Raw genomic sequence first — 19,871 nt, forward strand, 5'->3', positions numbered from 1 at the left:
GTTCCACCATGCCAGCCACCACTGACAATCGCCCCGCGGCCCTGCTCTCCATGGGCCCCGGCATCGCCGAGCGCCTGTTCACCGACGCCCACAGGACCCGGCTGACCGGCCTCGTCCGTACCGATCCCGCCCTGATCGCCCATCAGCTGACCGACCCGCCGCCCGCCGTCGCCGCCGCCCTCGCCGACACCGAACTGCTCGTCACCTGCTGGGGCGCGCCCCCGCTCACCGCCGGTGTCCTCGACGCCGCGCCCCGCCTGCGGGCCGTCGTCCACGCGGCGGGCTCGGTCAAGCACCACATCACCGACGCCTGCTGGGAGCGGGGCATCGCCGTCACCTCGGCCGCCGCCGCGAACGCCCGCCCCGTCGCCGAGTACACGCTCGCCGCGATCCTCTTCGCGGGCAAGAACGTCCTCGGCTCCGCCCAGCGCTACCGGAACCTGCGCACCCACCACGACTGGCGCGAGGAGCTGGACAGCGCGGGCAACTACCGCCGTACGGTCGGCATCGTCGGCGCGTCCCGCATCGGCCGCCGCGTCATCGAGCTGCTGCGCCCCTTCGACCTGGAGGTCCTGCTGTACGACCCGTACGTCGAGCCGTCCGACGCCGCCGCGCTCGGCGCGGACCTCGTCACCCTGGACGAACTCTGCTCGCGCAGCCATGTCGTATCCGTCCACGCCCCGCAGCTCCCCGCCACGGACGGCATGATCGGCGCCGCGCAGCTGGCGGCGATGGCGGACGGTTCGACGCTGATCAACACCTCACGCGGGTCGCTCGTCGACGAGGACGCGCTGCTGCCCGAGCTGGTCGCGGGCCGCCTCCACGCCGTACTGGACGTGACGGAGCCCGAACTGCCGCCCGTCGACTCGCCGCTGTACGACCTGCCGAATGTCCTGCTCACCCCGCATGTCGCCGGGTCCCTCGGCGGCGAGATCCACCGGATGGCGGACCAGGCGCTGGACGAGGTGGAGCGCTGGACGAAGGGGCTGCCGTTCGCCGACCCCGTACACCCGACGACACTGCACCTCTCCGCGTAAAGAGACCCCGGCACGCGCGAAGGCCCGGCGCCCCTTCCGGGGTGCCGGGCCTTCGGCTGTCGCACACGACGTCAGTGGCTGTGACCGTGGCCGTGACCGGCCTCGGCCTCTTCCTCGGCCGGCTTCTCGACGACCAGGGTCTCGGTCGTGAGCAGCAGGGAGGCGATGGACGCGGCGTTCTCCAGCGCGGAGCGCGTGACCTTGACCGGGTCGATGACGCCGGCCTTCACCAGGTCGACGTACTCGCCGGTCGCGGCGTTGAAGCCGTGGCCCTTGTCGAGGTCGGCGACCTTCGCGGTGATGACGTAGCCCTCGAGACCGGCGTTCTCGGCGATCCAGCGCAGCGGCTCGACCACGGCGCGGCGGACGACCGCGACACCGGTGGCCTCGTCGCCGGTCTTGCCGAGGTTGCCCTCCAGGACCTTGGCGGCGTGCACCAGGGCGGAGCCACCACCGGAGACGATGCCCTCCTCGACCGCGGCGCGGGTCGCGGAGATGGCGTCCTCCAGACGGTGCTTCTTCTCCTTGAGCTCCACCTCGGTGGCGGCACCGACCTTGATCACGCACACGCCGCCGGCCAGCTTCGCGAGGCGCTCCTGGAGCTTCTCGCGGTCCCAGTCGGAGTCCGTGGACTCGATCTCGGCCTTGATCTGGTTGATGCGGCCGGCGACCTCGCTGTGGTCGCCGCCACCGTCGACGATCGTGGTGTCGTCCTTGGTGATGGTGACGCGGCGGGCGGAGCCCAGCACGTCCAGACCGGCCTGGTCGAGCTTGAGGCCGACCTCCTCGGCGATGACGGTCGCGCCCGTGAGGGTGGCGATGTCGCCGAGCATGGCCTTGCGGCGGTCACCGAAGCCGGGGGCCTTCACCGCGACCGCGTTGAAGGTGCCGCGGATCTTGTTGACGACGAGCGTGGAAAGCGCCTCGCCCTCGACGTCCTCGGCGATGATCAGCAGCGGCTTGGAGCCACCCGCCGCGATGACCTTCTCCAGCAGGGGGAGCATGTCCTGGATGGAGGCGATCTTGCCCTGGTTGATCAGGATGTACGGGTCGTCGAGGACGGCCTCCATACGCTCCTGGTCGGTCACCATGTACGGGGACAGGTAGCCCTTGTCGAAGGCCATGCCCTCGGTGAAGTCGAGCTCCAGGCCGAAGGTGTTGGACTCCTCGACGGTGATGACACCGTCCTTGCCGACCTTGTCCATCGCCTCGGCGATGAGGTCACCGACCTGCTGGTCCTGCGCGGAGAGCGCGGCCACGGCGGCGATGTCGGACTTGTCGTCGATCGGGCGGGCGGTCGCGAGGAGTTCGTCGGACACGGCCTTGACCGCGGCGTCGATGCCCTTCTTCAGGGAGGCGGGCGACGCGCCGGCGGCGACGTTGCGCAGGCCCTCGCGGACCAGCGCCTGGGCCAGGACGGTGGCGGTGGTGGTGCCGTCACCCGCGATGTCGTTGGTCTTGGTCGCCACCTCCTTCACCAGCTGGGCGCCAAGGTTCTCGTACGGGTCGTCGAGCTCGACCTCGCGGGCGATCGTGACACCGTCGTTGGTGATGGTCGGGGCGCCGAACTTCTTGTCGATGACGACGTTGCGGCCCTTGGGGCCGATCGTCACCTTCACCGTGTCGGCCAGCTTGTTGACGCCGCGCTCGAGGGCGCGACGGGCGTCCTCGTCGAACTTCAGGATCTTCGCCATGGGAGCTTCTCTAGTCCTCTCGAACGAACTGCGCCCCCGTCCGCCCGGCAATCGCAGGGTGGCCGAGGGCGCAGCTCACAAGCAAAACTTTCGGTGAATTACTTCTCGATGATCGCGAGTACGTCGCGAGCCGAGAGGACGAGGTATTCCTCGCCGCTGTACTTCACTTCGGTGCCGCCGTACTTGCTGTACAGAACGACATCGCCGACGGAAACGTCGAGCGGGAGCCGCTCGCCGTTCTCGAAACGGCCCGGGCCCACGGCCAGGACGACGCCCTCCTGGGGCTTCTCCTTGGCGGTGTCCGGGATGACCAGGCCAGAGGCCGTGGTCTGCTCGGCGTCGAGCGGCTGGACCACAATGCGGTCCTCGAGCGGCTTGATGGCAACCTTGGTGCTGGCGGTCGTCACGATCCGACCTCCCCCTTCGGAGATCTCACGGGGTGAACTGTCTTGGGTGGCGACCGGGTGGATCCGTCGTCGCGGGTGCCGGATCCGTCGGTCGCGCTTTGGCACTCTCCAGTGGGGAGTGCCAGACCCGAGACTATGACCGCGATTAGCACTCGGTCAAGCGGAGTGCCAATGAGCGTGCGCGTGGCGGTGCGTCCGGGACGCGAAAACGCCCGTACGAGGGGCTGTCCCCGTACGGGCGTGCGAGCACCGGACCTGTGAACACCGGGCCTGCGGCCGGGGGTTCTCAGACGTAGTCCTCCAGCCTGGCCACCGCGTACCCCTTGTCCGTGATGGTCTTCATCACACGCCGGATCATGTCGGGCATGGAGCCCTTCCCGTCCTCGCGCCCCCGGAAGTGGCTGAGGACGATGTCGCCGGGGTGCAGGTCCCGGTCCCACTCGCGCCACTCCATGTGGTCGGGGAACGCCTCGGCCGCCCACAGCGGTACGGCGGTGATGCCGCAGGACTTGGCGACGCGCAGGGTGTCGCCGTTGTAGTTGCCGTACGGCGGACGGAAGAGGCGGGGCCGCTTCCCGTACCGCTTCTGGAGCTTGTCCTGCTGACCGCAGATCTCACGCTTCTGCCCGGCGTGGGAGAGGCCGGGCAGGTAGGGGTGGTTGAGGGTGTGGTTGTGCAGCGCGACCCCCTTGTCCCGCATCAGCCGGAAGTAGTGGTAGTCGTCGTTGATCACGTAGTCGCTGAGGAAGGCGCTGTACGGGATCTTCAGCTCGGCCATCATGCGGAGGAACTCGGGGTCCTTCTCCGCGCCGTCGTCGATGGTCAGGAACACGATCTTGTCCTTGACCGGCACGGTGGTGAAGACGGGCGGGAGCGCGGCGCCGCCGGAGACCTCGAAGCCCTTGCGGGTCTTGATCACGGGCTTGACGGCGGGGGGCGGGGGCGCGGTCAGGGGGGTGCCGGCGAGCTTCCACCGCTTGGCGGTGGCGGTACGGACGGCCTCGGCGCGGCGAAGGTTCTCGGCGTAGGCGGCGAGGGCGCCGGCGGGGGCGCTACGGAGTTTGGGCGCCTGGCCGGCTTTCGGTGCCTGTGGTGCTTGCGGTGCTTGCGGTCCCTGCGGCGCCTGTGGTGCCGGGCGCCCCTCGGGGGCGTAGGCCCCGCCGCTGTTCGGCTCTCCGGTGCAGCCGGAACCGAGCGCGGCGACGAGCAGGGCGGCCACCAGGACACGTACGTGTCCGTATTCTCGCCTTTGTCGTAAAAGCTGCATGGCGCTGCATCCTGTCAGCGCCACACACCCCCCGGCCGTACGACTCGCCGGACTACTCCAGGTCCGTCAACTCGTCGGCGTAGATCTTCGAGAGCGGCTGCGGCCCGATGTACTGCTGGCAGTTGCACTGCCTGCGCTCGTACTTCAGCGGCTTCTTGTCCTCGTCCCACTCCGTCGCGACCTCGACGTCCTCGTGGCACTTCCCCCGCTTGTCATGCTTCGCCAGGTGGTGGGAACACCCGCAGATGGGCGCGGGTGGCTTGTGGGCCGCCTCCAGCGCCTTCCGTTCGTCCTCGGCCAGCTTGAGGCGTTCCATGAGGCGCTCGTGACGCGTGTGCAGCGCCGTGCGGCCCGTGTCGGCCACCCATCCGAAGCCGCCCACGATGAAGAAGACGAAAAGCCACCAAATCCATTCCATCCGCCGCCCCTTAACCCTGAATGGCGCATGCGTTCCCCCTCCAGGATAAGTCGCGGGCTGTAGGAAGCACCTCAGCGGTGGGCGCCGCCACCCCTGCGTACGGGCACCGGATCCAGCAAACGCCCAGCCCAGCGCTGGTGTCCGACGGACCGGACAAGTCCCAGCAGACCGGTCACCAGGAGGGTGCCGCCGAGACCCAGCGCGTACGACGTGGCACTCAGCGTGACCGTGTCCATCCGGGTCGCCGCCCGGCCCGCGACCGCCGTACCGGCCAGGCACAGTGCGACGGACGGCAGCAGCCAGAGCACGGACCTGCCATGCGCGCGCACCCGTTCGTCGGTGACGGGTTCCGGGCCGAGATACGCCCACGCGTCCAGCCGGTCCCGTACCTCCTGGTTCCGGCGCACCCAGAGCCCCAGCGCGACGGCGGCGGGGACGAGCAGGACCGCGGCGAGGACCAGCGCGACGAGGCCGCTGAGGAGCCCCAGGCCGCCGTCCTCGATGCTCCGGACGGCGAGCCCGACGGCGGCCCACCCGAGCACGGCGACGGCGGCGATCCCCCAGAGGAGCAGCAGGCGCCGGACGGCCAGCGCACGCGCGGCGAGCGCCACGACGGTGGCGTCCCGCTCGGCGAGCAGCCCGGGGGAGAGCGCCCCGTCCCCGCCCTCTTCCGCCTCCCACGCCTCGAACCCCTCCCCGGGCGGGGGCTCGGGAGGGTACGGCGGAAGCGCGAGGCGGTTGATCACCCGGGTGAGGGTAGCGGCGGTAGCCTCTGCGACGATCGTCCGGCGCCCCGCCCGCCACCCCACCCTCACCCCGTCCACCCTCCAGGAAGGCCCCGGTCATGACCACAGAACGCATCGGACCCCCCGCGGTCGCCGAGGAGCGCGTCATGCTGCGCGCCTTCCTCGACTACCACCGGGCGACCCTCGCCATGAAGACCGACGGCCTCGGGGACGAGGACCTGCGCCGCCGCTCGATGCCGCCGTCCACCCTCAGCCTCCTCGGGCTCGTACGGCACATGGCGGAGGTCGAGCGCACGTGGTTCCGCCGGGTGATCAACGGCGAGGACATCCCCCTGGTGTGGTCGGAGGACGGTGACTTCCAGGTGGCGTACGACACCCGTACCGCCACCCGCGCCGAGGCGTTCGCCGCGTGGGAGGCGGAGGTCGCCCACTCCCGGCGGATCGAGGAGGAGGCGGAGTCCCTGGACGTCACCGGGTACTCGGCGAGGTGGGAGGAGGACGTCTCGCTGCGGATGGTGATGCTGCACCTCATCCACGAGTACGCACGCCACAACGGCCACGCGGACTTCCTGCGCGAGGGGATCGACGGGACGGTGGGCGTCTGAGCGATACGGACGAGCGGTACGGACGAGCGGTACGGAGCCGCACCCGCCGCCGCCCCGGCCGGTACGCCGCACGCGTCCGTTTCGTTCAAGACCGGGGCGGCCGCCGCCCGCTAGCGTCGCCGCCATGAACAGCACCCACCAGGAATCGCGCCACGTCAGCGTCCATGTCGACCGCACCGCGCGCGACGTCTACGCGTACGCCTCGGACCCGGCCAACCTGCCCGCCTGGGCGCACGGCCTGGGCGGGGCCATCGAGAAGAGCGGCGACCAGTGGGTCGCGGAGTTCTCGCCCATGGGGCGCGTCGTGGTCGCCTTCGCGCCGCGCAACGACTTCGGTGTGCTCGACCACGACGTGACGCTGCCCTCGGGGCAGACCGTGTACAACCCGGTCCGCGTGATCGCCGACGGGGCGGGGAGCGAGGTGGTGTTCACCCTCCGGCGGCAGGCGGAGATGAGCGACGCCGACTTCGCGCGGGACGCCGGGACGGTCGCCGGCGACCTGGCCCGGCTCAAGGAGCTGCTGGAGTCGGCGCGGTAGGGCGGACGGCAGGGCGTGTGGTCGGGCGCGCGCGGCTTGTCGGGCGCGCGCGGCCGGAGCCCGTTCAGCCGCGCGGCCAGGTGTGGCCGATCAGGTTCTCGATGCTGGAGTTGAAGCGTTCCAGCGCCGTGGCGAACGCGGCCGCCTCCTCCGGTTTCCACTCCGCCAGGACCGTCTCCAGGCCCCGCACCCCGTCCTCGCGGTCCGCGTGGAGCTTGCCCAGACCCTCGTCCGTGATACGGAACTTGCGCGCGATGCCGCCCTCCGGGTCCGGGATGCGCTCCACCAGCCCCGCCCGGGTCATCGCGGCCGTCTGCCGGTTGAGCGTGGACGTCTCCAGGCCCAGCGCGTCGACCAACTGCCCGATGGACAGCGGCCCCTCGGCCTCGATCCGGCTGAGCAGGAGGTACGCGCTGCGGTCGAGCCGCGCCTTGGGCGCCAGAGCCATGTAGCGATAACGCGCCAGCAGCGTCATCTCCAGCTGGATCTTCTCGCTCGCCTCACGCACCACGGCAACCTCTTCCTGTCCGTCCTCGGCACCACGCCCGTCACCGGCACACCCACCTGCATGTATATCAGCGCAATATGCCCCGTACACACAGCATGTACGCTACACAGTGCATCACGTCACGCCCCTGACAGGAGACGCTGTGAAACCCACCGTTCCGCCGCCCCCGGCAGCCCTCGCGGCGCCTCCCGCACCCCGTACCGGAGCCGTCGTCGCCGTCCTGGCGAGCGCCGGCATCGTCGCCGCGCTGATGCAGACCCTGGTCGTGCCCCTCATCGGCGAGCTGCCGCGCCTCCTGGACACCACCCCGGCCGACGCGTCCTGGGTGATCACCGCGACCCTGGTCGCGGGCGCCGTCGCCACCCCCGTCACGGGCCGGCTCGGCGACCTGTACGGCAAGCGGCGGCTGATGCTCGTCTGCGTCCTCCTGCTCGTCGGCGGCTCGGTGGTGTGCGCGCTGTCCGACTCCCTGCTCCCCGCCGTCGCGGGCCGCGCGCTGCAAGGGTCGAGCATGGGCATCATCCCGCTCGGGATCAGCATGATGCGGGACATCCTGCCGCCCGAACGGGTCGGCTCCGCCATCGCCCTGATGAGCTCGTCCCTCGGCATCGGCGGCGCCCTCGGCCTGCCCCTCGCGGCGGTCGTGGCCCAGAACACTGACTGGCACACGCTGTTCTGGGGCTCGGCCGGCCTGGGTCTGGTGCTCGGTGTCTTCATCCTGCTCGTCATACCGGCGGCCCCGGTCCGCGCCACCGGCCGGTTCGACTTCGTCGGAGCCCTGGGGCTCGGCGCCGGGCTGGTCGCCCTGCTGCTCGCCGTGACGAAGGGCACCGACTGGGGCTGGGGCAGCGGCACCACGCTCGGCCTGCTGGCCACGGCGCTGGTGGTCCTGCTCGCGTGGGGCGTGTGGGAGCTGCGTACCCGCGACCCGCTGGTCGACCTCCGTACCACCGCCAGGCGTCAGGTGCTGCTGACCAACCTGGCGTCCGTCGTGGTCGGATTCGCGCTGTACGCCCAGTCCCTGATCGTCCCCCAGCTGCTCCAGCTGCCCTCCGCCACCGGCTACGGCCTCGGCCAGTCGATGGTCGCGGCGGGTCTGTGGATGGCCCCGGCCGGCCTGGTCATGATGGGCGTCTCCCCGCTGGGCGCGAAGCTCTCCGCCGCGCGCGGCCCGAAGGTCTCGCTGCTCACGGGCTCGCTGATCATCATGTGCGGGTACGGCCTGGCGCTGGTCCTGATGGGATCCACCTGGGGCCTGCTGGTCTTCACCTGCGTCAGCAGCGCGGGGATCGCCTTCGCGTACGGGGCCATGCCCGCGCTGATCATGAGCGCGGTGCCGGTGTCGGAGACGGCGGCGGCGAACGGTTTCAACGCCCTGATGCGGTCGATCGGTACGTCGGTCTCCAGCGCGGTGCTCGGCGTGGTCCTCGCCCACATGACCGTTTCGTCCGGCGGCTTCACCGTCCCTTCCGAGAACGGCTTCCGTACGGGCTTCGTGATCGGCGGCGGGGTCGCCCTGATCGCGGCGCTGGTGGTCGTGGCGATCCCGGGCCGCAAGCGGTTGGCGGCGACGCCGCCGGCCGCGTCCTCCGGCGTGCCGACCGGCGATCCCCTGGCCCCGGTCCCGGAACGCAGCGGTTCGTAGGGCGGGTCCTCGCCGGCGGGGCATGATGGACGGAAATGACGGCGAGGAGTCCGATGACAAGTCAAGGCGCGAGCGTCACCGCCCCGTGCGGGGCGTGCGGGGGTGTGCTGACCCGGACCGTGGGTCAGCGCGTCGACCAGGACGAGGTGCGGTGGGAGACGGAGACGGCCTGCACGGGCTGCCGGGCGGGCGGCTCCACCCCACCCACCGCCGGTACGACCCCCGAGGACATCCGCCACCTCCTCCTCACGGCACACGGCCCGGCCCGCCTCACCCTCACCGACGGCACGGCGAACCTCATCTCGGTCACCCGCGTCCTGAGCCGCACCCGGGGCCTGTCCCTGCCCGAGGCCCGAAGCCAGGCGGCCGAACTACGAACGACGGGCCTGCTCGGCACCCTGGTGGAAATGGAACACCTGGCCACCGCCTTCCGCGCCCGCGCGGTACCGGTAACGGTCACCCCGGCGACAGCCGGCTGACGGACCGTCCGGGCCGCCGCGTCATCGCCTTTCCAGCGTCCATTTCTCCGAGGTGGAGACGGTGAGGAAACCGCTGCCCGGGACGGTGACCACGCCCCGGGTGGCGCCTTCCCGCGAGAGGCGCTCGGTCCTGAACCCGGCGACGGAGGTGAAACGCAGTTCGCCGTGTTCGGTGCTGCCCTGCCAGACGAAGGCCACCCTTGCGCGAGCGTCGAAGTACACAAGCCCCGCGACCTTGCCGGACAGAGTGTCCGTCAGCACGGGCAGTTCAGCCGCCTCGACGGTTCGCAGGCGCCAGCGGGAGACGCCGCTCCCCGAGCTGGACCTCGGCCTGACGCGAGTGACAATCACCCGGTCGTAGCCGACGGGCAGCAGCGCTCGGTGCACCCTGGGCCCGTAGACGCGCAGCAGCTGCCCGCCGTGGTCCTTGCGCGTTGCCGACCGCCGCAGCATGTCCACCTGGAAGATCGAGGTCAGGCCCCCCGTGAACTCCAGGAGGATCGGCCCCTGCCTCCCGGCGGCCCGCGGTATCTCAACTTCCCGCCCCCGCCACCCACTTGCCCGAAAGCGACCCTCTGCCGACATGGACTCCCCCTCCCGCTTGGCGGGGCAGAGTACAACGCGACGGTGGAGCCGGTCGTCCGCTTTCACGCCACGCCATGTCACCGTAGACTACGGAACGTAACGAAGCGGCCGCTCGGCTGAGCGGGAGGGGCAGGGGAGGGGCGGGGGTGGGACAGACGTACCGGTCACCGGTCGGCGCCCACGACGCCCCCGCCCGCGCGGCGGGGACGCGGGGGCTGTTGCGTGCGGTTCAACAGGCCCTTACGGAGCCGGTTTCCGGTGCGTGGGTGGATGTGCTGTCGCGTGTTCCCCGGGACCTCTTCCTGCCCGACGTGGTGTGGGTCAGGGACGGTGAGGGCGGGTACGTGGCGTGTGACCGGCGTCTGGATCCGGGTGGGTGGATGGGCGCCGCGTACTCCGACGCTCCTCTCGTCACCCAGTTCGTGACCGAGTCCGACGGCACCCGCTCGCCCTCGTCCTCCGCGTCCATGCCCAGCATGGTCCTGCGCCTCCTGGAGGACGCCCAACTGGGCCCCGGCGCGAGGACGCTGGAGATCGGCACCGGCTCCGGCTACAACACCGCGCTCCTCTGCGCCCGCCTGGGCGACGGACTGGTCACCTCCGTGGAGGTGGACGCGCCCCTCGCCGCCCGCGCGCGCGAGAACCTGGCCGCCCTGTCGTACTCCCCCGCCGTCATCCACACCGACGGCGGGGACGGCTGGCCTCCGCACGCTCCGTACGACCGTGTCCTCGCCACCTGTTCCGTCCGTACGGTGCCCACCTCCTGGCTGTAGCAGACAGCGCCCGGCGGACGCATCGTCACCCCCTGGGACAGTGGATGGAGCGGGTACGGCACCCTCCGCCTGACGAAGCGCCAGGACGGCCGCGCGGAGGGAACGTTCGCCGCGTACGGCTCGTACATGCTGATCAACGGACAGCGCACCGACATCGAGTTGTTCCGCGACGTCCTGCGCGAGGACCAGACCCCCGAGACGGGGACAACCGGCCTCTCCCCGTGGGCCGTCGCCGGGGACGACCCCGCGCTGGACTTCCACCTCGGGCTGACCGTCCCGGGCGCCTGGTACTCGTGGGACACCGCGTCCGCCGACGCCCACACCCGGCTGTGGATCGCCGACACCACCGCGACGAGTTGGGCGAGCGTCGACTACGACGGCCGCCGGACGGACGCGTTCCGCACGGCCCAGTACGGACCGCGCCGCCTCTGGGACGAGATCCGCGCGTCCTACGACCGGTGGACGGAGACCGGCCGCCCGGCGATCGGACGATACGGGCTGACCGTCACGCCCGAGGGGCAGACGGCCTGGCTGGACAGCCCGGACACGCCGGTGACGCCCGCATGACCGCGGGCTCGGGAGCCCGCTCAGAGGGCTACGGCGTCAGGACGATGCGGCCGAAGACCTCGCCCGCGTCCATCTTGCGGTGCGCCAGGGCGGCTTCGTCCAGCGGCAGCAGTTCGTGCACCACCGCCTCGATCTCCCCGCGGGCCGCCGCCGCGAAGTGTGCGGCGCGCGCGGCCGTCCGGTCGGCCGCGGGGACCGTGTCCGTGCTGAGCGTGGAGAACGACAGCGACTTCTGGAAGGCCGCCGTCATCCTCGTACCGAAGTCCGCCGGCGGCGGGCCCCCGACGATGCCCACGACCACCATGCGGCCGTTCGGGTCGAGCCGGTCGAGGAACGACGGCAGGTGCTCACCGGCCACCACGTCGATGATGACGTCGTAGCCCGCCGAGGTGTCCCCCGAGCCGGAGCCGGAGCCGGTTCCGGCACCGGAGGCAGCGGAACCGGCGCGGTCCAGGACGTGCGTCGCCCCGAGCCTCCGCAGCCGCTCCCCGCGTTCCGCCGACGACGTGGTGACCGCCACCGCCCCGGCCCCGCCCCGCGCCGCGAACTGCACCGCCATGATCCCCAGGCTGCCCGCCGCGCCCCGTACCAGCACCGTCTCCCCGGGTACGAAACGGGCGCGGACGAGCGCGAAGTGCGCCACCACCCCCGCGCTGCCCAGCGTCACCGCGTCGGCGGCGGACAGGTCCGCGGGCAGCGGAAGGATCTCCGCGACCGGGGCGACGGCCTGTTCGACATAGCCCCCGCCGGTGCCGGTGAACCCCCACACCCGCCGTCCGATCCACGACGCGTCGACCCCGTCGCCGACCGCCGTGACCGTGCCCGCCACCTCACCCCCCGGAATGTGGCCCTCCTGGAAGCCGTAGGCGGCCAGGACTCCCCTCCGGATCAGCGTGTCGACCCCGCCGACACCGATCGCCTCGGTGGCGATCACCACCTGCCCGGCGCCGGGTGCGGGATCGGGGACCTCGACGACCGCCAGGCCCTCGGGACGTCCGAATTCCCGGATCGAAACCGCCTTCAACGTGGCCTCCATGTGCTCGGTACGACCGTTCCGCGACGGCGCGACGCTAACGGACGCCCCCGTCCGTTTCGCTAAAGTGAGAGAGGTGCCCGCCCGATTGCCTCACGCCCCGAACGCCCCCAAAGCCCGCAACGCCCCTCACACCCCCCGCTCCGACGCCGCCGACAACCGCGCGCGCATCCTCGACGCGGCCCGCGCGCTCTTCTCCGCCGACGGGCTGGGCGTGCCGATCCGGGAGATCGCGCGGCGCGCGGGGGTGGGGCCCGCCACCCTCTACCGCCACTTCCCGACCAAGCAGGCGCTGGTCACCGAAGCCTTCGCCGACGAGATGCGCGCGTGCCGCGCCATCGTCGACGAAGGGAGCGCCGACCCCGACCCCTGGCACGGCCTCTGCCTGGTCATCGAGAGGATCTGCGAGCTGCACGCCCGGGACCGGGGCTTCACCGAAGCCTTCATGGCGACCTTCCCGACACCGACGGAAGTCACCGAGAGCCGCGCGTACACGGTGAAGACGGTCACCGAACTGGCCCGGCGCGCGAAGGAGGCCGGTCATCTGCGCCCCGACTTCCTGGTCCCGGACGATCTGATCCTCATGCTCATGGGGAACCAGGGCATCCGCGCGGCCACCCCCGCCGCCCAGGTGGCGGCCTCCCGCCGTTTCGCGGCTTATGTGATCCAGGTGATCCAGGCCTCCCCGCAGCACACGCCGCTCCCGCCCGCGGCGTGGCTGGCACCCGCGCACTTCTGAGGCCCTCGCCGCTCAGAGCCGGGCCGCGCGGTCCAGCAGGAAGAGGCGTTCCCGCGCGTTGCGGGTCAGGGCCGCCGCCCGTTCGAACTCCGACCTCGCCTCCTCCGTACGGCCCAGCCGCGCGAGCAGGTCGCCGCGCACGCTCGGCAGCAAGTGGTAGCCCTTCAGGGCCGGTTCGTCCGCCAGCGCGTCGACCAGGGGCAGCGCCGCCGCCGGGCCCTCGGCCATCGACACGGCGACCGCGCGGTTCAGCTCGACCACCGGGGACGGGGTGAGGGCGACGAGCTGTCCGTACAGCGAGGCGATCGCCGTCCAGTCCGTCTCCTCGTACGTACGGGCCCGGGCGTGGCACGCCGCGATGGCGGCCTGGAGGACGTACGGGCCCGGCGGCCGGCCCAGCGCCCCCGCCCGGGTGAGCGCGGCGAAGCCGCGGCGGACGAGGAGCCGGTTCCAGCGCGAGCGGTTCTGGTCGGCGAGCAGCACCGGCTCGCCGTCGGGCCCGGTCCGCGCGGGCATCCGGGACGCCTGGAGCTCCAACAGCGCTGCCAGCGCGTGGACTTCGGGCTCCTCGTCCATCAGCCCGCTGAGCACCCGCGCGAGCCGCAGCGCGTCCTCGCACAGGCCGGGCCGTACCCAGTCGTCACCGGCGGTCGCGGAGTACCCCTCGTTGAAGATCAGGTAGATGACCTCCAGGACGGAGGAGAGGCGCTGCGCGCGCTCGTCCCCGTACGGCACCTCGAACGGCACCCCCGCCTTGGCGAGGCTGCGCTTGGCCCGCACGATGCGCTGCGCCACGGTCGCCTCGGGGGCCAGGAAGGCACGGGCGATCTCGTCGGTGGTGAGGCCGCCGAGGAGGCGCAGGGTGAGGGCGATCCGGGCCTCGGTGGAGAGGACCGGGTGGCAGGAGGTGAAGATGAGACGCAGGAGGTCGTCGTCGATGTCGTCGACCCCGGCCCCGATGCCGGTGATGTTCGCGGTGTCGGGCGGCGGGACGTCCTCCAGGGCGCGGCCGACCTCGGCGAGCTTGCGGGCGTACGTCTCCCGGCGCCGTACGAGATCGACGGCACGGTTCCTGGCGGTGGCCATGAGCCAGGCTCCCGGCTTCTCCGGGACACCCGACTCCGGCCACCGTTCCAGCGCCGCGACCAGGGCGTCCTGCGCCAGCTCCTCGGCGATGCCGACGTCACGGACGATGCGGGCGACGGCGGCGATGATGCGCGCCGACTCGATCCTGAACACCGCTTCGACGGCGCTGTCCGGGCTCTGGGGCGCGCCCGCCTCCGGCCCGTCCGCTCCCGGCCCGCTCACTCCCGGCCCGTCCGCTCCCGACCTGTGTGCTCCCACGGCCACCCATCAGAACACCGGGGGCAGGCGAGGGCAAACGGTGACGGGAGCGGCCCCGGCCACGGGACAGGGCCCCGGGAAGGCTCTCCCTAACCCTGCACGATCTCGCGCACCTCGCTCGCGATCTCCCACTCCGCCTCGTGGATCTCGACGAAGCGCCGCGCCCACGCGACCGCCTCGTCCCTGTCCGGGGCCTGGATGATCGCGTACCCGCCGACGACCTCCTTGGTCTCGGTGAACGGCCCGTCGGTGACGGAGATCTTCCCGCCGCTCTGCCGGACCCGTACCCCCTGCGCGGTCGGCAGCAGCCCCGCGGTGTCCACGAGGACGTCGGCCTTGGACATCTCCTCGATCAGCTCGCCCATGCGCCGCATCAGCTCCTCGCTGGGGCCGCCGGCGGGGGCGTTGTTCTCGTCAACGCGGACCATCATCAGAAAGCGCGGCATGGTGACTCCTCGGTGCCCCTGTCGGGCGGTGGTGAGGCGGGCCGTTCCCGCCTCTCACCTGTACGTCGAACGGCCGGCACCGGAATCGACACGGGCCGGGAAAACATTCGGAAGAGATCACTCCACACCCCGGATCCACACCCCGGATCCCGACCCGGAACCCGGACTCACGACCCCGCCCCCGCCGGCGGGATGTTGTGGTTCAGCCGGAACATGTTCGCCGGGTCCCGCGCCGCCTTGATCTCCTGGAGCCTGGCGTACGTGGGCGCGTCGAAGGCCAGCCGTACCCGCTCCGCCGTCACATCGTCCGCCCCCAGGAAATTGGTGTGCTTCCGCACGCTCAGCCACGGCTCCAGCCGCTCCATCACCTCACTCCCCACCGTCCGGTACGCCTCCGGGTCCTCGCCGGGCGGCACAAACGCGAAGGCGAAGACGGCGAAGGCCGCGTCACGGGTCCCGACCACGTTCGGCGCGCCGGAGTAGCGGCTCAGCGCGCCGCCGAGCTGGCGCAGGTCCACGACGTTGACCCGGGCGCCGGACTCCGGGCCCGCGACCTCCAGAAGGGCGTCGATCGTCTCCGGCGTCACCTCGTCCAGGACCGCGAAGTGCTCGACCGAGCTGATGCCGTCCGGCGGATCCACGCTGATGGCGTCGAATTCCGTGAACGGGCGCAGGCTCACCGTGTCCAGCAGCACCGCCGCCGCCGCCCGCAGCGGTGCGATCAGCTCCTCCCCGTCGGCCTCCGAGCCGAGCCAGGAGAACCGTACGGCCGCGGTCAGCCGCCCCCGCATGATCTCGGGGACCGTGGGCAGGTCGGGCAGGCGCAGCAGGACGGCGGACGACATCAGCTCCTCCGGGGCCGTCGCCGCGAACCGCTGGTACGCGTGCAGCACCTCCCGGGCGTCGTCACCGGAGAAGTACAGGGCGCCCGCGTACAGCTGGGTCACCGGGAAGAGGGAGAACTCCATCGCGGTGACCACCCCGAAGTTGCCCTTCCCGCCGCGCAGCGCCCAGAAGAGGTCGTCCTCGGAGTCGCGCGAGGCGTGGCGCAGCTCGCCGTCCGCCGTCACCAGGTCGATCCACTGGACGTGGTCGGCCGCCCACCCGAAGGCCCGGCCCATCGTGACGCTGAGGCCGCCGCCGAGGGTGTAGCCGACCACGCCGACCTCCGCCGCGGACCCGACGAGCGGCGCCAGGCCGTGCACGGCGGCCTCGGTGACGACCTGCCGCCAGCGCACCCCCGCCTCGACCCGGACCGTACGCTCCCCGGCGTCGATCGACAGGCCCGTCATCCGGCGGGTCGTGATCATGACGGCGTCCTCGGGGACGTCCCCCGTGGGGCCGTGCCCGGTGGAGAGGACGGCGACAGGACGCCCGTACCGGCCCGCGAAGCGCACCGCGCTCAGGACGTCCGCCGCGTCCGCGGCGCCGACGATCACGGCGGGACGGTGCGTGACCACCCGGTTGAAGCCGGTGGCCTCCTCGGCGTACCCGTCGTCGCCGGGGAGGAAGACGGGGCCCGCGACATCGATCGTCAGGGTGCGGATGTCGCGGGGAGAGAACGGCCGGGGGCCGGAGGGGAGGTTCGGTGCCGAGGTCATACGAACGGGCCTTTCGCGATGCGGTACGCGCGACTCGGCGCGCGCGACGGTTCCCCCGCACCCCATCCTGTCGCTATTTGTCGCGATCTGCCCCTTTTGGCGTACGGGAAGGGTCCAGGCCCTCCAGGCCGCCCCGTCCGTCGTCCCCGAGCGACTCGAAGCGCCAGCGGTGGACCGGCCGGGCAGTCAACTCGGCCGGAGGATCGGGGAGTTCGGGGACGACGGCGTCGTACGGGCCCTCCCACCAGGTGAGAACCAGGACCCGGCCGCCGGGGGCGCGCAGCAGCTCGCGGCGGAGCGGCTCGTACGGCAATTCCGCGCCCCGCGCGCGGGCCCACTCCAGCAGCTCCGCGCCCCGGCCGTCGGCGGCCTTGGCCTCCCACATGAGCGCGACCGTCATCAGTAGAGGTTGTCCTTCGCCAGCTCGTGCACATGGTCGTGAGCGTGCGCGTGCCCGTGCCCGTGCCCACGCTCAGACTCGCGCCCAGCCCCAGACTCAGGCTCATTGACCTGCCTACGACCCGGCACGTGCGGCTCCGTCACCGGCAGCGACGAATCCGCCGAGAGGTCCCAGTCCGAGGCCGGCCGGTTCCGCGCCACCATCTCCGCGCCCAGCGCCGCGACCATCGCGCCGTTGTCCGTGCACAGCCCCGGGCGCGGCACCCGCAGCCGGATGCCCGCCCGCTCGCAGCGCTCGGCGGCGAGCGCGCGCAGCCGCGAGTTCGCCGCGACCCCGCCGCCGATCATCAGATGATCGACCCCCTGGTCCTTGCACGCGCGGACCGCCTTCCGCGTCAGCACGTCCACGACCGCCTCCTGGAACGACGCCGCCACATCCCGTACCGGCACGTCCTCGCCCGCGTTCCGCTTCGCCTCGATCCAGCGCGCCACGGACGTCTTCAACCCGGAGAACGAGAAGTCGTACGGCGCGTCCCTCGGCCCGGTCAGCCCGCGCGGGAAGGCGATCGCGGCCGGATCGCCCTCCTTCGCCAGCCGGTCGATCACCGGACCGCCCGGGAAGCCCAGGTGCAGCACCCGCGCGATCTTGTCGAAGGCCTCACCGGCGGCGTCGTCGATGGTCGCGCCCATGGGCCGTACGTCCGAGGTGATGTCGGGCGCCAGCAGCAGCGACGAGTGTCCGCCGCTCACCAGCAGCGCCATTGTCGGCTCGGGCAGCGGGCCGTGTTCCAGCTGGTCGACGCAGATGTGGGAGGCCAGGTGGTTCACGCCGTACAGCGGCTTGCCGAGCGCGTACGCGTACGCCTTCGCCGCCGACACCCCCACCAGCAGCGCCCCCGCCAGGCCGGGGCCCGACGTCACCGCGATCCCGTCGAGGTCGCGGGCACTGACGCCCGCCTCCTTCAGCGCGCGCTCGACGGTCGGCACCATCGCCTCCAGATGCGCGCGGGAGGCGATCTCCGGCACCACACCGCCGAAGCGCGCGTGCTCGTCGACGCTCGACGCGACGGTGTCGGCGAGCAGGGTCGTACCGCGCACGATGCCGACGCCCGTCTCGTCGCAGGAGGTCTCGATACCGAGGACGAGAGGTTCGTCAGCCATTGATCCCAGTTCCTTGGACGTCTTGTATGTGGAGCCCCTGCATCGGCAGGCGCATCACGAGCGCGTCGACGTTGCCGGGCTGGTAGTAGCCGCGGCGGAAGCCGATGGGCTCGAAGCCGAACCGTTCGTACAGCTTCTGCGCCCGTATGTTGTCGACCCGCACTTCGAGCAGCACCTCTTCGCACTCGGCGGCGCTGGCGTGCTGGAGGAGGTCGGTCAGCAGGCGGGAGCCGAGACCCGTGCCCCACTGGTCGCGGGCGGCGGCGATGGTCTGTACGTCCCCGAGTCCGCCGGCGGCGGCGAGGCCCGCGTACCCGACGATACGGCCGTCCGCCTCGGCCACGACGTAGCGGCGGGTGGCGCCGGGGCCGCGCGCGTGGGCCAGCTCGGACCAGAACATGCCCGGGGACCAGGCGTCCTCGGGGAAGAGGTCGTGTTCGAGGGCGAGGACGGGCTCGATGTCCCACCAGCGCATCTCGCGGAGGACGGCGCCGCGGGGAGCCGTGCCGGCCGCTCCGCCCACCTCGTCCGCTCCTTCTTCGCCCCTGGTCACTTCGGGGTGACCACCTTGTAGTTCTTGGGCACCTCGGCGTCGGGCCTGCGGAGGTAGAGGGGCAGCGGCGGCAGGAAGTCGTCCGTCCGCCCCGCGGCCAGCAGCTCCGCCGCCAGCCCGGCGAGCGCGGCGGCCGACTGGTGCTCGGGGGCACGGGCGTCCCGGAACGTGGCCGGGTAGAGGAACGCGCCGGCGCCGACGGCGGGCAGCCCGGCGACCCGCTCGGTGAGGTCGGCGGGCCGGTCGACTGCCGGGTCACCTACGCGGGTACGGGCATCCGCGTACCGCGCCCAGTAGACCTCCTTGCGGCGGGCGTCGGTGGCCACGACGAAGGGCTCTTCGAGGCCGGAGGCGTACGCGAGACCGTCCAGCGTGCAGAGCCCGTGCACCGGCACCCCGAGCGCGGAACCGAAGGCCAGCGCCGTGGCGAGCCCCACCCGCAGTCCGGTGTACGGACCGGGCCCGACCCCGACGACCACATCCGTGACGGCGCCGAGTCCCACCCCCGCCCCGGCCTCGGAGAGGACGCGGTCCACGGCGGGCAGCAGCAGCTCGCCGTGGCGGCGCGCGTCCACCTGGCTCTCGGCGGCGAGGACGGAGGAGCCGTCATGGAGGGCGACGGTGACGGCGGGCGTGGCGGTATCAACGGCGAGCAGAAGCACGCAAACAGCCTACGGCTCCCGGCGGCGGGGCACGGCGCCCAGTCCCGTCATTCCGCTGCTGCTAACGTCACCACGGAGTCATACGTACGAGAGGTGGAACAGGGTGTCCAGGAGCAGCTCGGGAATCGTGGCCGGGCTCACCGCGGCGGCCATCGCCGGCGTCGCCTTCCTCGCTTACCAGGCCTCGGCGAGCGTGCCCGACACCCTCGGGAAGAACGGCACCCCGAGCGCCTCCTCCCCGACCGCGTCGGCCTCCCCCGCGCCGAAGAAGGACCCGCTGACGGTGCCGGCGGCGTCGGGCACGGGCCGGCGGGTGGTGTATGGCCTGAAGGACCGCCGGGTCTGGCTGGTCGACCGGACCAACCAGGCGACGCGTACGTTCCCGGTCGTCCCGAGCACCCTCGACCCGGCCCCCGGCTCGTACACCGTCAACTCCCGGTCCGCCCAGGTCCAGGGCTCGGACGGGGTCCTGGTCGAACACGTCGTACGGTTCGCGACGGCGGAGGGGGCCACGGTCGGCTTCAGCGCGGCGGTGGACGGGTCGCTGCCGACGCCGAATCCCGCGCTGAGGACGGGCGGGGTGCGGATGAAGCGGGCGGACGGGGCGGCGTTGTGGTCGTTCGCGACGATCAACTCGACGGTGGTCGTCGTCCCCTGAGGGCGC

The 19,871-nt window shown here is 72.0% G+C and carries 24 protein-coding genes; 9 read left to right on the plus strand and 15 right to left on the minus strand.

What is annotated here, in order from left to right; all coding sequences use genetic code 11:
* Positions 1–8: 8 nt before the first annotated feature.
* The gene (locus ACIODU_RS21175) at positions 9–1,037 is read left to right on the plus strand and encodes a hydroxyacid dehydrogenase (protein ID WP_356424155.1); all 1,029 of its coding nucleotides are present in this window, start codon (positions 9–11) and stop codon (positions 1,035–1,037) included.
* A gap of 71 nt (positions 1,038–1,108) precedes the next feature.
* Here ACIODU_RS21175 and groL read toward each other — a convergent pair whose 3' ends face one another.
* The 5 genes from groL to ACIODU_RS21200 form a co-directional block, all read right to left on the minus strand.
* Positions 1,109–2,731 carry a chaperonin GroEL gene (gene groL, locus ACIODU_RS21180; RefSeq protein ID WP_356424157.1) on the minus strand — a complete coding sequence of 541 codons (1,623 nt, stop codon included), beginning with the start codon at positions 2,729–2,731 and terminating at the stop codon, positions 1,109–1,111.
* Positions 2,732–2,829: 98 nt separating this feature from the next.
* Positions 2,830–3,138, minus strand: coding sequence for a co-chaperone GroES (gene groES, locus ACIODU_RS21185; RefSeq protein WP_023539274.1), 309 nt, complete (start codon positions 3,136–3,138; stop codon positions 2,830–2,832).
* Positions 3,139–3,424: 286 nt separating this feature from the next.
* Positions 3,425–4,405: a polysaccharide deacetylase family protein gene (locus ACIODU_RS21190; RefSeq protein WP_401769457.1), complete on the minus strand. Its 981-nt coding sequence runs from the start codon at positions 4,403–4,405 to the stop codon at positions 3,425–3,427.
* A gap of 52 nt (positions 4,406–4,457) precedes the next feature.
* A complete protein-coding gene (locus ACIODU_RS21195) occupies positions 4,458–4,823 on the minus strand; it encodes a hypothetical protein (RefSeq protein ID WP_356424163.1) in 366 nt (121 codons plus the stop codon).
* Between the two features lie 71 nt (positions 4,824–4,894).
* Complete coding sequence (locus ACIODU_RS21200; protein WP_401769459.1) at positions 4,895–5,569, minus strand: hypothetical protein; 675 nt, start codon at positions 5,567–5,569, stop codon at positions 4,895–4,897.
* A 98-nt stretch (positions 5,570–5,667) separates the two neighbouring features.
* Between ACIODU_RS21200 and ACIODU_RS21205 the strand changes: the two genes are divergently transcribed.
* Both ACIODU_RS21205 and ACIODU_RS21210 read left to right on the plus strand, forming a co-directional pair.
* Positions 5,668–6,174, plus strand: coding sequence for a DinB family protein (locus tag ACIODU_RS21205; RefSeq protein ID WP_401769461.1), 507 nt, complete (start codon positions 5,668–5,670; stop codon positions 6,172–6,174).
* A 124-nt stretch (positions 6,175–6,298) separates the two neighbouring features.
* The gene (locus ACIODU_RS21210) at positions 6,299–6,712 is read left to right on the plus strand and encodes an SRPBCC family protein (RefSeq protein ID WP_356424171.1); all 414 of its coding nucleotides are present in this window, start codon (positions 6,299–6,301) and stop codon (positions 6,710–6,712) included.
* A 64-nt stretch (positions 6,713–6,776) separates the two neighbouring features.
* On the opposite strand, the gene ACIODU_RS21215 is transcribed toward ACIODU_RS21210, so the two are convergent.
* Positions 6,777–7,187: a MarR family winged helix-turn-helix transcriptional regulator gene (locus ACIODU_RS21215; protein WP_161311098.1), complete on the minus strand. Its 411-nt coding sequence runs from the start codon at positions 7,185–7,187 to the stop codon at positions 6,777–6,779.
* Positions 7,188–7,362: 175 nt separating this feature from the next.
* Between ACIODU_RS21215 and ACIODU_RS21220 the strand changes: the two genes are divergently transcribed.
* Complete coding sequence (locus tag ACIODU_RS21220) at positions 7,363–8,865, plus strand: MFS transporter (protein ID WP_401769463.1); 1,503 nt, start codon at positions 7,363–7,365, stop codon at positions 8,863–8,865.
* Between the two features lie 53 nt (positions 8,866–8,918).
* The gene (locus ACIODU_RS21225) at positions 8,919–9,344 is read left to right on the plus strand and encodes a hypothetical protein (RefSeq protein ID WP_356424177.1); all 426 of its coding nucleotides are present in this window, start codon (positions 8,919–8,921) and stop codon (positions 9,342–9,344) included.
* Positions 9,345–9,365: 21 nt separating this feature from the next.
* Here ACIODU_RS21225 and ACIODU_RS21230 read toward each other — a convergent pair whose 3' ends face one another.
* Entirely contained in the window at positions 9,366–9,929 is a 564-nt protein-coding gene (locus tag ACIODU_RS21230) for a hypothetical protein (RefSeq protein WP_401769465.1), read from the minus strand.
* 266 nt (positions 9,930–10,195) lie between these two features.
* On the opposite strand from ACIODU_RS21230, the gene ACIODU_RS21235 reads away from it, so the two are divergent.
* Both ACIODU_RS21235 and ACIODU_RS21240 read left to right on the plus strand, forming a co-directional pair.
* Entirely contained in the window at positions 10,196–10,702 is a 507-nt protein-coding gene (locus tag ACIODU_RS21235; RefSeq protein WP_401769467.1) for a methyltransferase domain-containing protein, read from the plus strand.
* Positions 10,703–10,828: 126 nt separating this feature from the next.
* A complete protein-coding gene (locus tag ACIODU_RS21240) occupies positions 10,829–11,269 on the plus strand; it encodes a hypothetical protein (RefSeq protein WP_401769469.1) in 441 nt (146 codons plus the stop codon).
* Positions 11,270–11,297: 28 nt separating this feature from the next.
* On the opposite strand, the gene ACIODU_RS21245 is transcribed toward ACIODU_RS21240, so the two are convergent.
* Positions 11,298–12,293 (minus strand): zinc-binding dehydrogenase, encoded by a 996-nt coding sequence (locus ACIODU_RS21245; protein WP_401769523.1) that lies wholly within the window; start codon positions 12,291–12,293, stop codon positions 11,298–11,300.
* 85 nt (positions 12,294–12,378) lie between these two features.
* Between ACIODU_RS21245 and ACIODU_RS21250 the strand changes: the two genes are divergently transcribed.
* The gene (locus ACIODU_RS21250; protein ID WP_356424186.1) at positions 12,379–13,041 is read left to right on the plus strand and encodes a helix-turn-helix domain-containing protein; all 663 of its coding nucleotides are present in this window, start codon (positions 12,379–12,381) and stop codon (positions 13,039–13,041) included.
* 12 nt (positions 13,042–13,053) lie between these two features.
* On the opposite strand, the gene ACIODU_RS21255 is transcribed toward ACIODU_RS21250, so the two are convergent.
* From ACIODU_RS21255 to tsaB, 7 genes are all read right to left on the minus strand, one after another.
* Positions 13,054–14,349, minus strand: coding sequence for an RNA polymerase sigma factor (locus tag ACIODU_RS21255; RefSeq protein WP_401769471.1), 1,296 nt, complete (start codon positions 14,347–14,349; stop codon positions 13,054–13,056).
* A 125-nt stretch (positions 14,350–14,474) separates the two neighbouring features.
* Positions 14,475–14,831 carry a YciI family protein gene (locus ACIODU_RS21260; RefSeq protein WP_356424192.1) on the minus strand — a complete coding sequence of 119 codons (357 nt, stop codon included), beginning with the start codon at positions 14,829–14,831 and terminating at the stop codon, positions 14,475–14,477.
* A 167-nt stretch (positions 14,832–14,998) separates the two neighbouring features.
* Positions 14,999–16,432 (minus strand): FAD-binding protein, encoded by a 1,434-nt coding sequence (locus tag ACIODU_RS21265; protein WP_401769473.1) that lies wholly within the window; start codon positions 16,430–16,432, stop codon positions 14,999–15,001.
* 73 nt (positions 16,433–16,505) lie between these two features.
* Entirely contained in the window at positions 16,506–16,832 is a 327-nt protein-coding gene (locus tag ACIODU_RS21270; protein ID WP_401769475.1) for a hypothetical protein, read from the minus strand.
* Positions 16,832–17,992, minus strand: a complete 1,161-nt coding sequence (tsaD, locus tag ACIODU_RS21275) for a tRNA (adenosine(37)-N6)-threonylcarbamoyltransferase complex transferase subunit TsaD (RefSeq protein WP_401769477.1) — start codon at positions 17,990–17,992, stop codon at positions 16,832–16,834. The genes ACIODU_RS21270 and tsaD overlap by 1 nt, the downstream gene beginning before the upstream one ends.
* Positions 17,985–18,467 carry a ribosomal protein S18-alanine N-acetyltransferase gene (rimI, locus tag ACIODU_RS21280; protein WP_401769524.1) on the minus strand — a complete coding sequence of 161 codons (483 nt, stop codon included), beginning with the start codon at positions 18,465–18,467 and terminating at the stop codon, positions 17,985–17,987. Before rimI ends, tsaD begins: the two co-directional genes overlap by 8 nt.
* Positions 18,468–18,541: 74 nt before the next feature.
* Positions 18,542–19,207, minus strand: a complete 666-nt coding sequence (tsaB, locus tag ACIODU_RS21285; RefSeq protein WP_401769479.1) for a tRNA (adenosine(37)-N6)-threonylcarbamoyltransferase complex dimerization subunit type 1 TsaB — start codon at positions 19,205–19,207, stop codon at positions 18,542–18,544.
* Between the two features lie 103 nt (positions 19,208–19,310).
* Here tsaB and ACIODU_RS21290 point away from each other — a divergent pair, with 103 nt between their 5' ends.
* On the plus strand, positions 19,311–19,865 hold the full coding sequence (locus ACIODU_RS21290) for a hypothetical protein (protein WP_401769481.1): 555 nt from the start codon (positions 19,311–19,313) through the stop codon (positions 19,863–19,865).
* Positions 19,866–19,871 lie beyond the last annotated feature (6 nt).

Origin of the sequence: Streptomyces sp. NPDC088261, from assembly GCF_044740805.1 — a bacterium.
Classification (GTDB): Bacteria; Actinomycetota; Actinomycetes; order Streptomycetales; family Streptomycetaceae; genus Streptomyces.